General features: G+C 41.7%; 13 protein-coding genes. 5 read left to right on the top strand and 8 right to left on the bottom strand.

What is annotated here, in order from left to right; genetic code table 11:
- Positions 1-79: 79 nt before the first annotated feature.
- Positions 80-259 (bottom strand): 50S ribosomal protein L32, encoded by a 180-nt coding sequence (gene rpmF, locus PSU72_RS06535; protein WP_013148030.1) that lies wholly within the window; start codon positions 257-259, stop codon positions 80-82.
- A 152-nt stretch (positions 260-411) separates the two neighbouring features.
- Positions 412-834: a YceD family protein gene (locus tag PSU72_RS06530; RefSeq protein ID WP_300431509.1), complete on the bottom strand. Its 423-nt coding sequence runs from the start codon at positions 832-834 to the stop codon at positions 412-414.
- 199 nt (positions 835-1033) lie between these two features.
- Between PSU72_RS06530 and PSU72_RS06525 the strand changes: the two genes are divergently transcribed.
- The 5 genes from PSU72_RS06525 (at position 1034) to PSU72_RS06505 (ending at position 7534) form a co-directional block, all read left to right on the top strand.
- Entirely contained in the window at positions 1034-2452 is a 1419-nt protein-coding gene (locus PSU72_RS06525; RefSeq protein ID WP_300431614.1) for an acetyl-CoA carboxylase biotin carboxylase subunit, read from the top strand.
- Between the two features lie 113 nt (positions 2453-2565).
- Positions 2566-4422, top strand: coding sequence for a sodium-extruding oxaloacetate decarboxylase subunit alpha (oadA, locus tag PSU72_RS06520; protein ID WP_300431508.1), 1857 nt, complete (start codon positions 2566-2568; stop codon positions 4420-4422).
- Positions 4423-4559: 137 nt separating this feature from the next.
- The gene (locus PSU72_RS06515; RefSeq protein ID WP_300431613.1) at positions 4560-5141 is read left to right on the top strand and encodes a Maf family nucleotide pyrophosphatase; all 582 of its coding nucleotides are present in this window, start codon (positions 4560-4562) and stop codon (positions 5139-5141) included.
- Positions 5142-5262: 121 nt separating this feature from the next.
- Complete coding sequence (locus tag PSU72_RS06510; RefSeq protein WP_300431507.1) at positions 5263-6726, top strand: DUF4139 domain-containing protein; 1464 nt, start codon at positions 5263-5265, stop codon at positions 6724-6726.
- A 94-nt stretch (positions 6727-6820) separates the two neighbouring features.
- Positions 6821-7534: an SAM-dependent methyltransferase gene (locus PSU72_RS06505; protein ID WP_300431506.1), complete on the top strand. Its 714-nt coding sequence runs from the start codon at positions 6821-6823 to the stop codon at positions 7532-7534.
- Here the strand turns inward: PSU72_RS06505 and rnhB are convergent.
- The 6 genes from rnhB to PSU72_RS06475 all read right to left on the bottom strand — a co-directional run bounded on the left by rnhB (position 7523) and on the right by PSU72_RS06475 (position 12169).
- Entirely contained in the window at positions 7523-8107 is a 585-nt protein-coding gene (gene rnhB / locus PSU72_RS06500; RefSeq protein WP_300431505.1) for a ribonuclease HII, read from the bottom strand. The two genes, PSU72_RS06505 and rnhB, sit on opposite strands and share 12 nt — an antisense overlap.
- Complete coding sequence (gene lpxB / locus PSU72_RS06495) at positions 8108-9241, bottom strand: lipid-A-disaccharide synthase (RefSeq protein WP_300431504.1); 1134 nt, start codon at positions 9239-9241, stop codon at positions 8108-8110. It lies immediately after the preceding gene.
- Positions 9242-9250: 9 nt separating this feature from the next.
- The gene (gene lpxA, locus PSU72_RS06490; protein WP_300431503.1) at positions 9251-10033 is read right to left on the bottom strand and encodes an acyl-ACP--UDP-N-acetylglucosamine O-acyltransferase; all 783 of its coding nucleotides are present in this window, start codon (positions 10031-10033) and stop codon (positions 9251-9253) included.
- Positions 10034-10036: 3 nt separating this feature from the next.
- Entirely contained in the window at positions 10037-10513 is a 477-nt protein-coding gene (gene fabZ / locus PSU72_RS06485; RefSeq protein WP_013148020.1) for a 3-hydroxyacyl-ACP dehydratase FabZ, read from the bottom strand.
- A gap of 66 nt (positions 10514-10579) precedes the next feature.
- A complete protein-coding gene (gene lpxD, locus PSU72_RS06480) occupies positions 10580-11617 on the bottom strand; it encodes a UDP-3-O-(3-hydroxymyristoyl)glucosamine N-acyltransferase (protein ID WP_300431502.1) in 1038 nt (345 codons plus the stop codon).
- 48 nt (positions 11618-11665) lie between these two features.
- A complete protein-coding gene (locus tag PSU72_RS06475; RefSeq protein WP_300431501.1) occupies positions 11666-12169 on the bottom strand; it encodes an OmpH family outer membrane protein in 504 nt (167 codons plus the stop codon).
- Between the last annotated feature and the right edge of the window lie 78 nt (positions 12170-12247).

Below are 12247 nucleotides of genomic sequence, written 5' to 3'. Positions count from 1 at the left end.
TTTATCTTTATATTTAATCTAGTAAACTTAATCGAACTGATTGAATTTAATTAGACTTAAAAGAAATTAAATAGGGTAATTATTCGCCTTTTGATGGCATAACTTTACGACCACGGTAGTAGCCGTTTGGGCTAATGTGATGACGTAAATGAGCTTCACCTGTTGTAGGCTCCACTGCTAAAGCTGGGTTAGTTAAAAAGTCATGTGAACGGTGCATACCACGTTTAGATGGTGACTTTTTGTTTTGCTGAACTGCCATAATAAAACTCCAATAAAATGATTAAAACATCATCTCAATTACATACAAACTGATGCACAAATATTGCGTTGCATCGCTAATTTAAGATTACGTAAAACTTCAAGCCCGCTACTATAATATAAAACCTAGCTTTTGTCAGCTTTTAATACGCTTTAGGACTTAATTAACCCCTTAAGCACTGCAAATGGATTTGGCTTCTCGCCACTTTGTGTCGTTAGCTCAGTACAACCCTCTTCATGCATAGGTGCAATTGGCATGGCCATGATGATCTCATCTTCAATTAAGGCGATTAAATCCATCGCTTTATTCGCCTGCTGCAGGTCGTAATCATCACTATTATCAATATCAACCGCTTCCACATCAGTATCACTTACTTCGCCAATTAAATAGTTGAAATTTAAATTGATATTAAGTGGCATAGCATTTAAGCAGCGTTGACATGCTGCGGTAAGGCTGGAGAGTATAGTCAACTGAAGAATATGCTGCCCAGCTTCATTAGTTTTACCTTGCAGCACATAGCTTATCAAGCCTGTGTGGTTTATTTTTGTAGGGTTTGTTAAATTTGATGATTGCATTAACTCCTCTAACCTAGGGCAGTCTTGAAGAGACAGCTCACCTTCTATACGCTCGTTTTTTTTCGAAAAAGCAATGTTGTCTATTAATAATGTGTTCTGACTCATTTTTTAGTACTCAAAATTTAGTGTTGGGGATTTAGCTATAGCGATACACATGTTACAATTGCTGGGTTTGAGTATCAAATTTAAGGGCTGTAACGTGTTCAAAAAAATTCTTGTAGCTAACCGTGGTGAAATCGCAGTGCGTATTGTACGCGCTTGCTCAGAAATGGGCATTAAGTCTGTCGCGATTTATGCGGACGCAGATCGCCAAGCTTTGCATGTTAAAAAGGCAGATGAAGCTTACAACATAGGCGCAGACCCAGTTGCAGGCTATTTAAACGCTCATAATATTGTCAATCTTGCAGTTGCTTCTGGCTGTGACGCGCTGCATCCTGGCTATGGTTTTCTGTCTGAAAATCCTGAGCTAGCTGAAATATGCGCGCGCCGCGGCATTAAGTTTATTGGACCAAACGCATCAGTAATTCGTCAAATGGGCGATAAGATTCAAGCCAGAAACGCCATGACAGGTGCTGGTATTCCATGCACTCCAGGTAGTGACGGCAATTTAAAAGACTTAAATGAAGCCGTAGCTTTAGCTGCAAAAATTGGTTACCCCGTGATGTTGAAGGCCACTAATGGTGGTGGCGGTCGCGGTATTCGTCGTTGTGATAGTGAAAAAGAATTATTAGGTAATTATGACCGCGTGATTTCAGAGGCAAGTAAGGCTTTTGGTAAACCTGAAGTATTCTTAGAAAAATGTGTTGTGTCACCACGCCACATTGAAGTACAAATTCTGGCCGACTCGCAGGGCAATGTGATTCACTTATTTGAGCGCGATTGTTCGATTCAGCGTCGCAACCAGAAACTAATTGAAATTGCACCTTCACCACAGCTTACACAAGCTCAGCGTGATTATATTGGTGGCTTGGCTGTAAAAGCGGCAAAAGCTGTTGGTTACGAAAATGCAGGTACTGTAGAGTTTTTATTAGACTCAGATAATACGTTTTACTTCATGGAAATGAACACGCGCTTGCAAGTTGAGCACACCGTGACTGAAACCATTACTGGTATTGATATTGTACAAGAACAGATTCGTGTTGCTTTTGGTTTACCCTTGCAATATGAACAAAAAGAAGTGCAGTTCCGTGGCTACGCGATGGAGTTTCGTATCAATGCAGAAGATCCAAAAAATGACTTCCTGCCTAGCTTTGGCAAAATTACACGATACTATGCCCCTGGCGGCCCTGGTGTGCGTATGGATGCTGCGATTTATAGTGGTTATGTCATTCCGCCCTATTATGATTCTATGTGCGCCAAACTGACTGTCTGGGCGCTAGACTGGGAAAGCGTTATTGAACGCGGTCGCCGCGCGCTGGATGACATGTTGATTTATGGTGTGAAAACCACCATTCCATATTATCAAGAGATTTTAAAACATCAAGATTTTAGGGATGCTAACTTTAATACCAGCTTTGTTGAGTCACATCCTGAACTCACCAATTATGCAAATGAAATTCCGCCAGAGATGATTGCTGCAGCGATTTCAGCCGCGATTGCTGCACATGAAGGAATTTAAGTTATGTAGGTCGGGGTTTAACCCGAGTTGCTAAGCTAAAGCCCTACACGCATAAATAGTTAATCAATATAAAACATATAGTTAAACGTAATAATTAAAGTAAAGAGTTAAATATGAGCCAAACACCAAAAGTACACGTCACCGAGCTTGTTTTACGCGATGGGCATCAATGTCACATTGCAACGCGCATGCGCACCGAAGATATGTTGCCTATTTGCAGTAAGTTAGATGCGATTGGCTTTTGGTCGCTTGAAGCTTGGGGTGGTGCTACTTTTGATGCTTGTGTGCGCTACTTAAAAGAAGATCCTTGGGAGCGTTTACAGAAATTACGTAAAGCGCTGCCAAACTCACGCATTCAAATGCTTTTACGCGGTCAGAATTTGCTTGGTTATCGCCATTATTCTGATGATGTAGTACAAGCTTTCGTGCAGAAATCTGCTGATAACGGTGTTGACGTGTTCCGTGTTTTTGATGCGCTCAACGACACACGCAATTTAGCAGTTTCTATTCAAGCTGTAAAAAAAGCGGGCAAGCATGCTGAAGGTACCATTAGCTATACAACAAGCCCTGTGCATGATGTAGCGCATTTTGTCGGCATTGCTCAAGAACTTGAGGCGATGGGCTCAGATACCATTGCCATTAAAGATATGGCGGGACTACTTACACCACAAGCTACTGTTGATTTAGTTAAAGCCTTGCGTGCAAACGTAAACTTGCCTATTCACATCCATAGCCATTCAACAAGCGGCTTAGCTAGTATGAACTTGCTGCGTGCACTTGAAAATGGCGCCGTCATGATTGATACCTGTAGTGCAGCATTCTCAGAAGGTGCAAGTCACCCAACAACTGAAAGCATGATTGCTGCGCTGCAAGGTACCGAGTTTGATACAGGATTGGACATTGCCGCAGTGCAAGAAGTCACAGCCTATTTCCGTGAAGTGCGTAAAAAATACTGGCAGTTTGAAAGCGAATTCTCAGGTGTTGACACTCGCGTACTATTGAATCAAGTGCCAGGCGGCATGATTTCAAACCTGAGCAATCAATTAAAAGAGCAAGGTGCACTAGACCGCATGGATGCTGTGCTGGCTGAAATTCCTCTAGTACGCAAAGACCTTGGCTACATTCCATTAGTAACGCCAACTTCACAAATTGTTGGTACACAAGCGGTACTTAATGTGATGACAGGTCAACGTTACAAATCTATTACCAATGAAGTTAAAAACTACTTCTTAGGTCAGTACGGTAAAGCGCCAAGTGCGGTGAATGCAGAAGTCAGAAAACTAGCAATCGGCGACGCAGAACCAATTACCTGCAGACCTGCTGATTTATTAACACCTGAAATGGCAAAGCTCACCAGTGAATCTGAACGCTTTGCACAATCCGAAGAGGACGTGCTGACATTCGCAATGTTCCCAGATATTGGTAAAACTTTCTTGCAAGAGCGTATTGCAGGTTCACTACAACCTGAGCCACTGCTTGATAAAGCCGCGGTAAATGCTTCTGCATCACGCTTTGCTCCAAGTGAATTTAAAGTCACATTGCATGGCGAGACGTTCCATATCAACCTTACTGGCAGCGGCCACGCGGGTGAAGAAAAACGCCCATTCTATGTTTCTATCGATGGCATTGCTGAAGAGGTTATTGTTGAAACTTTGAGCGAGATCGAGGTTTCAGGCGGTGTTAACAATGGTACCGGCAAGAAAAAAGCGACTTCTGGCACAGCTAAAAGTGGCCGCCCACGCCCTACACATGCGGGTCATGTCACTACATCAATGCCAGGTACAGTAGTTGCGGTTAAAGTAAAAGCGGGTGATAAAGTCACAGCTGGCGACGGTGTACTAGTAATTGAGGCAATGAAAATGGAGAATGAAATTCAAGCTGCCGCAACTGGCATCGTAGTTGCAGTGCATGTAGTTAAGGGTGACTCTGTGACTCCCGATGAATCATTGCTTGAAATTCAACCTGAGTAAATGCTTTAAAATTTAACCTTAAAGCCGACAGAGTAACCCTGTCGGCTTTTTATTTATCTGGTTATTTATATAGAATCAATCATCAATAAAACACAAATAAAATACTAATCAAACACGAATAAGCTATGAAAAAAACGATGAAACCAACGCTAATATTAGCCTCTTCCTCCGAATTCAGACGGGAACTTTTGCAGAAGCTACAAATTCCATTTAGCAGCATTTCGCCACGCGTGGATGAAACTCCATTTGAAAACGAAAAGCCACATGAAACAGCTTTAAGGCTAGCACAAGATAAGGCTAGGAAAATTGGGGCTGATTATCCGCATGCTCTAGTGATAGGCTGCGACCAAGTTGCGACATTAGATGGCGAGCAACTAGGCAAGCCGCTCAATCATGCCAATGCTACAAAACAGCTAAAATCGATGCGTGGGCGTGAAGTCACTTTCCACAGCGCGCTTTGCTTATACAATGCTGCTACAGGTAATATGCAAGCCGAAGTTGTGCCTTATATAGTACGTTTTAGGCAACTAAGTGATGAACAAATCGAAAATTACCTAAATAAAGAGCAACCCTACCAATGTGCAGGTAGTGCAAAATCTGAAGGCTTAGGCATTGCCCTTATGGAGCGCATGATAGGTGAGGACCCGAATGCATTAATTGGTCTACCACTTATCAAGCTAATTAACATGTTGGAAAACGAAAATATTTCGGTTTTATAAATAACTTAAAAAATTATTTTAATAATTTAACCCTTTTTGCTGCTTGCCACGTTTAATGAATCATAGCGTATTGAATTTAACACTCACACGCTCATCATTTAACTAATTTTGGAGATTAAATATGTCACGTAAACACCAGCCAATGAAGCACAAGCTCATTTTGCTCGCTACACTTTCTACAATGTATACAGGAGCATTTGCGATGGATTTGGATGAAACGCGCAGCACATTAAACGATCAGCAAAATGTAGCCGTCACCATCTACAACGGTGATCTAGCACTCGTCAAAGATACTCGACATGTGAAGCTTAAGACTGGCTTAAATGCTTTAGCGTTACGCGATGTGAGTGCGCAAATTCGCCCAGAAACCGCGCTGTTACGCAGCATCAACGCCCCCGGCAGTCTGACTTTATTCGAGCAAAACTTTGATTTTGACTTACTAACACCGCAAAAACTACTTGAGAAATATGTAGGTAAGTCTGTCAGCATTGTGAAAACTCATCCAACAACTGGCGCAGAAACTACAGAAAAAGCCACTGTACTTTCAGCCAACAACGGCGTTGTACTGCAAATTGGCAATCGTATAGAAACAGGTATTCCAGGCAGAATTGTTTATGATGACGTACCAGAGAATCTACGTGATAGACCAACGCTAGTTACACAAATCAATAACAAAGGCGCAACAGACCAAACAATTGAACTGAGCTATTTAACTGGCGGACTTGGCTGGAAGGCAGACTATGTAGCAGAGTTAAGCCCGAAAGAAGACAGTATTGACTTGTCTGGCTGGGTAACGCTCACAAACACGAGTGGCGCTAGTTACAAAAATGCTAAATTGCAATTAGTGGCTGGTGATGTTAATCGAGTGCAATCCCCACAAGTGTTTCCTATGGCAAAAGCAATGCGTGGAGATGTAATGATGGCAGAAGCTGCTGCACCGATGGCAGAAGAATCCTTACTCGAATATCATCTCTATACCTTAGATCGTCCAACCACTATTGCTGAGAACCAAACCAAGCAAGTCGCCCTGCTCTCTGCATCGAATATACCAGCACGTAAAGAGTTAGTCTTACGTGGGGCAGATTATTACTATCAAAGCAGCTATGGCGACCTTGGCACTAAAATGAAAGTCGGCGTATTTGTTGAGTTTGATAATAAAGAGGCGTCAAAACTAGGTATGCCATTACCTAAAGGCATATTGCGCGTTTATAAGAAAGATAACGCAGGAAATGCTCAATTTGTGGGTGAAGACAACATCGACCATACGCCTAAAAATGAAGTAGTACGTTTAAAATTAGGTGAATCGTTTGATGTAACTGCTGATAAAAAGCAAACTAACTTCAAAGTACTGCCTAACCCACAAAAAGGTCACAATTCGTATGAAAGTTCGTATGAAATTGTCTTAAAAAATGCGAAGAAAGAAAAAATGACCGTTGTCGTACAAGAGCCTATTTCTGGCGATTGGACTATTACTTCTGAAAGTCAGCCTCACAAAAAGGTGAATAGTCATTTAGCAGTTTGGAAAGTGGAAGTTCCTGCTGAAAGCAATACGACATTAAGCTATAAAGCTGTTGTTAAATACTAAATCCATCTGTAAAAACTCCTTTCACCTTAAGTATGGAGGGAGTTTTAAATGACAGACTCAATACCAACCATAAAAATACAGTGAAATCAACAACATGCTAAAACTAGGCACACTCTACTTAATCCCAGTCACTCTTGGAGAAGACAATATCACCAAAGTGTTGCCACCTGATGTCGTAAGCATTGCACAGCAACTGGATACATTTGTGGTGGAAAGTGAAAAATCAGCACGGCATTTCTTAAGCACGATTAAAACGGCTAAACCAGTCCGCGAACTCACGTTAAACTTGCTTAACGAGCATACTGAAGACAAAGCTTTACCTGATTTATTAAAACCACTCTTAGCAGGTAAAGATGTAGGTTTAATGAGTGATGCAGGCTGCCCTAGCGTGGCAGACCCCGGCGCAAAACTAGTCGAATTAGCTCACCAAAAAGGGATACGTGTTGTACCTTTTGTCGGGCCAAGCTCAATATTATTAAGCATAATGGCCTCTGGCCTTAATGGTCAGCAATTTGCGTTTCTAGGTTATTTACCAGTCGACAAAACACAACGTAACCAAAAACTAAAAGAAATTGAAAAACGCTCTATCTCACACAAAGAAACACAGCTATTTATAGAAACACCATATCGCAACCAACACATGCTAGAAGCCATATTAAGCGTCTGCCAGCCCAATACAAGGCTGTGCGTAGCATGTGATATTAGTTTAGAAAATGAAATGATCGCCACTAAAACGATAGCTAATTGGAAAAAATCACCGCTGCCAGATTTGCATAAACGGCCAACGGTATTTTTGTTACTGGCTTAAGCGCCTCACGGGTGCATAGCTAAGCCTATGCACTGGTGTAACTCCATGTGCATTCAACATTTCCAGATGAAATGCCGTAGGGTATCCCTTATGCTGTGCAAAGCCATACTGCGGATAAATTTTATCTAGCTCATACAACTCGGCATCTCGCGCCACTTTGGCAAGTATAGACGCGGCGGAAATAGCTTGTACTTTGCTATCGCCTTTCACTATAGCTTCGCATGGCAGGCTGATTTTTGGGCATTTATTGCCATCTACTTGTACTAAATCAGGGGTGATGCCGAACTGCGTTTGCATGGTTTCTATGGCGCGTTTCATGGCTAACAAGCTGGCTTGTAGGATATTGATTTCATCAATCTCTTGGGCGCTGCAACTGGCAATTGCCCAAGCCAGTGCGTGTTGTTTGATTTCAACGCTGAGTAAATTACGTTTCTTTTCAGAGAGTTTTTTAGAGTCTGCCAAACCTATGATTGGTCGGTCTGGATTTAAAATGACTGCAGCCGCATAAACCTCACCAGCTAAAGGCCCTCGTCCAGCTTCATCTGCACCACAAATTAACACTGCTGCTGACATTTAGGACAAGTAAGCAAGAATAGCATTTGCAGCTTTTTCTGCAGTATTCTGTTTTAAACTATAGTGAATCTTAGTAAATTCAGTTTTAATTTCCACAATATTGTCAGCGTCGCTCAACAGCTTAATAGTTGCCTCTGCAAGCTTTTCAGGCGTTGACTCATCTTGCAATAACTCAGGCACTACAAACTTTTCAGCTAATACATTAGGCAAGCCTACATAAGGTTGCAAGCGCATGCGCTTAAGAATTTGCCAACTTAATTTAGACATCCGATAAGTAATCACCATTGGCTTTTTTAACAGCGCTGCTTCTAATGTGGCTGTACCTGAGGCTACAATCACAACATCTGCAGCTTCCATTGCATCATGCGCATGACCGAATAATATTTGAATCGGTAAACTTTCATTCTCATGGAAGATAGCCAACTCAAAAATCTGCCTAGTTTCTCGTGTAATAAGTGGCACTAAAAACACTGCATTAGGAAAGTCTGCATAGATTAGTTTTGCAGTCTTAACAAATAATTCCGCATGTTGCTGCACTTCACTTTGACGGCTACCAGGCAACATAGCAATCACCAAGGCAGATGGTTTTAACTTTAAGCCCTCGCGTGCTGCAGTAGTATCAGGCTCCATCGGCAATATATCCGCTAACGGGTGGCCAACGTAAGTAACAGGTATACCTGCATGCTGATACAACGCAGGCTCGAATGGAAACAATGCCAAGATATGTGACACGGCATGTTTGATTTTCTTGATTCTATTTTTACGCCAAGCCCACACAGATGGACTGACATAATGAATAGCGGTAATACCTTTGTTCTTTAATTTTTTTTCAAGCCAAAAATTAAAGTCTGGGGCGTCAATACCGATGAATAAATCAATCCGATTCGCGAGTAAATGATTCAGTAATTGACGGCGTAATCTAAGCAGCCCAAACAGATGTTTGATAACTTCTACATACCCACGTACGGATAATCGCTCAATAGGAAAAAGCGACTGGGCGCCCTCTCCCATCATTTTGGGTCCTGCGATGCCGACAAATTCAATATCAGAGCGCTTTAACTTTAACGCCTGCATAAGATGACTGCCAAGCAAATCACCTGAAGCTTCTCCAGCTACAATGCCTATTCTCACCATAATGATAACTTAACGGACGATGCCGCGCGTTGAGACATTCAAGAAATCAGTCAGTAGGCCGATTTCGGGGGTTGTAACTTGCATCGCTGCAAGTTCAATTTTAGCTTCTTCTAAAGTAAGCCCATTGCGATATAAAGCTTTATACGCACGTTTGATTTGCAGGATGCTGTCAGCACTAAAGCCACGACGCTTCAAGCCCTCAGCATTAATGCCATGTGGTTTAGCATCATAGCCTGCAGCTGTTACATAAGGAGGAATATCTTTGAACACTACCGAACCTACAGCGGTAATCACATGCGAGCCGACTTTACAAAACTGATGAATCAGCGTGAAGCCGCCCAAAATTGCGTGATCTGCAATATCAACATGGCCAGCAAGTGACGAGTTATTCGCGAGAATTGTATGATTACCAACATCACAGTCGTGCGCAATATGCACGTAGGCCATAATCCAATTATCGCTACCAATTTTAGTCGTGCCTTTATCTTGAATTGTGCCGCGATTAAACGTACAAAACTCGCGAATAGTATTATTATCCCCTATCTCTAATAACGTCGGCTCATCTATGTACTTCTTATCTTGAGGCGCTTCACCAAGTGAAGAATATTGAAATATATGGTTATTTTTGCCGATTGTTGTCGGGCCATTAATAATCACGTGACCGGCTACGCGTGTACCCGCATCAATTTTGACGTTCGGGCCAATAATGGAATATGGGCCAATTTCTACACTAGGATCAAGTTCTGCCTTGGCATCAATGATTGCCGTTGGGTGGATTTTTGTTACTTGCATCTCTTATTTTTCTTTTTTTTCTATCGTTTTTAAAATACACATCATTTCCGCCTCGGCAACTACTACGCCGTCAACACGCGCCACACCAGAGTATTTCCATATACCTTTTAAAATACGATCAATCTTAACGTTTAGAATAACTTGGTCGCCTGGAGATACTGGTTTTTTAAAGCGAGCGCTATCTATACCCGCAAAATAATAAACAGAATCATCGCTCGGTTTTGCACCCATTGTTTTAAATGACAGTACTGCAGCAGCTTGTGCCATGGCTTCTACAATTAACACGCCAGGCATGACAGGGTGGTGAGGAAAATGACCTGGGAAGAAAGGTTCGTTAATAGTCACGTTCTTTAATGCAGTGATTTCTTTACCTAACTCCAATGAAACAATGCGATCTATCAGTACAAAAGGATAACGATGAGGTAGATGTTCAAGGATTTCATGGATGTCCATGCTGGTAGATTCGATATTAGTGGTCATTATTGCCTCAACTTACTTCTGATAGATTATGCTTCTTATAGATGATGACTATATTTTATATAGTGCTTAATTATTAGATTTTAACAGAGCTAGCGCTTTTTCAAGCTGTTTAATTTTATCTGATAGATCATCTAAATGACGAATTTTTGCTGCAGTACTTAGCCATGCTTTATGTGTTTGAAATGGCATGAGCGCTGTATAGGTGTCTGCAGCAGGTAATGAACGTGTAATCATACTACCAGGCGAGATAGTAACGTGGTCAGCAATCTCCAAATGCCCCAATATCATAGCCGCGCCACCAATCTTACAATGCTTACCAATTTTTGCGCTACCAGCAATGCCGGTGCACCCTGCAATCACCGTATGCGCACCAATCACGCAGTTGTGACCAATCTGAATGAGGTTATCCAACTTTACGCCCTCTTCAATAATCGTGTCATCTAATGCGCCACGATCAACCGTAGTATTGGCGCCTATATCAACATCATTATGGATGACAACTCGCCCAACTTGTGGGATTTTTAGCCATCTACCAGCTTCTTCAGCATAGCCAAAGCCATCTGAACCGATAACTGCACCTGAGAATATATGGCAATTTTGCCCAATAACACAATGGTGTTTAATCGTGACATGCGGCTCTAGGCGGGTATTGTCGGCAATGATTACGTCATTTTCAATGATGCAGCCACTACCAATAATGACATTATCACCTAACACGACATTAGCCCCTATCACAGCTAATGTTGAAACACTGCATGATTCTGGAACAGTAGCACTTGCATCAACAACTGCACTTGGCGCAATACCTAAAAAATGTTCTGCTGGTGGATTTAAAAATGCTGATACCTTAGCAAAATACGCATAAGGGTTTTCCACGATAATTCTTGGTATTGAAGTTAATTCAGCGTCTTTTTCTCTTAGAACAAAGGCGCTGGCTTGGCTAGCAGACAGCGCTTTTAAATATTTCGCATCATTAATGAAGCAAATGTCGCCAGAACTGGCATTTTGTAGAGAGGAAACACCTGAAATAATGGTCGCATCATCACCGACAATACGACCACCTAATGCATCTACGATATCACTAAGCGCGTAATTTTTACCCATAACTATTACCTTAAAAATTACTTATAGTGATTAAAGACTGACTTTAAACTATTTTTTACCTAACAATTTCAATACTTTATCAGTAATGTCGATTTTATCCGCAGCATAAGCAACGCCGCTGTACATCACTAAATCATAGCTCTCAGCTTTAGCTACGGACTGCACGGCTTTGTTAATGCGATCTTGTAAACTGCCTAACTCTTCGTTCTTACGTAGATTAATGTCTTCACGTAACTCACGTTGCTTGCGTTGAAACTCTGTTTTAATATTTTGCACATCGCGCTCTTTACTGCGACGATCTGCCTCTGCAGTAGTCAAACCGTCTTTATCTAATGCAGACTCTAAGTCCTTGATTTGCTTAGCCATACGGTCTAATTCTTGCGAACGCGGACTAAACTCTTTCTCCAACTTTTTACCACTCTCAGCAGTTTGCGGTGCTTCTTGTAGAATTTTGTCTACTTGCACGTAACCCACCTTCAACTCTGCAGCATGCACGTTCATGGCAAAGGTCATCAAACTTGCTATCACTAATTTTTTCAAGATACTGCTCACTTAAAATCTCCTAGAACGACTACTTTTATTTATTTAGATATTATGCCACAAGGCTCTACAACACAGCATCACGATTAT

Origin of the sequence: Methylotenera sp. (genome assembly GCF_029945535.1) — a bacterium.
In the GTDB taxonomy this organism is placed as follows: domain Bacteria; phylum Pseudomonadota; class Gammaproteobacteria; order Burkholderiales; family Methylophilaceae; genus Methylotenera.
The sequence above is the reverse complement of the archived record's forward strand: the minus strand, read 5'-3'. Positions and strand labels throughout refer to the sequence as shown.

Excerpts from the sequence above, each read along its gene's own strand:
- rpmF (WP_013148030.1), bottom strand. The coding sequence starts at position 259 with ATGGCAGTTCAGCAAAACAAAAAGTCACCATCTAAACGTGGTATGCAC.
- PSU72_RS06530 (WP_300431509.1), bottom strand. The coding sequence starts at position 834 with ATGCAATCATCAAATTTAACAAACCCTACAAAAATAAACCACACAGGC.
- oadA (WP_300431508.1), top strand. The coding sequence starts at position 2,566 with ATGAGCCAAACACCAAAAGTACACGTCACCGAGCTTGTTTTACGCGAT.
- PSU72_RS06515 (WP_300431613.1), top strand. The coding sequence starts at position 4,560 with ATGAAACCAACGCTAATATTAGCCTCTTCCTCCGAATTCAGACGGGAA.
- PSU72_RS06510 (WP_300431507.1), top strand. The coding sequence starts at position 5,263 with ATGTCACGTAAACACCAGCCAATGAAGCACAAGCTCATTTTGCTCGCT.
- PSU72_RS06505 (WP_300431506.1), top strand. The coding sequence starts at position 6,821 with ATGCTAAAACTAGGCACACTCTACTTAATCCCAGTCACTCTTGGAGAA.
- rnhB (WP_300431505.1), bottom strand. The coding sequence starts at position 8,107 with ATGTCAGCAGCAGTGTTAATTTGTGGTGCAGATGAAGCTGGACGAGGG.
- lpxB (WP_300431504.1), bottom strand. The coding sequence starts at position 9,241 with ATGGTGAGAATAGGCATTGTAGCTGGAGAAGCTTCAGGTGATTTGCTT.
- lpxA (WP_300431503.1), bottom strand. The coding sequence starts at position 10,033 with ATGCAAGTAACAAAAATCCACCCAACGGCAATCATTGATGCCAAGGCA.
- fabZ (WP_013148020.1), bottom strand. The coding sequence starts at position 10,513 with ATGACCACTAATATCGAATCTACCAGCATGGACATCCATGAAATCCTT.
- lpxD (WP_300431502.1), bottom strand. The coding sequence starts at position 11,617 with ATGGGTAAAAATTACGCGCTTAGTGATATCGTAGATGCATTAGGTGGT.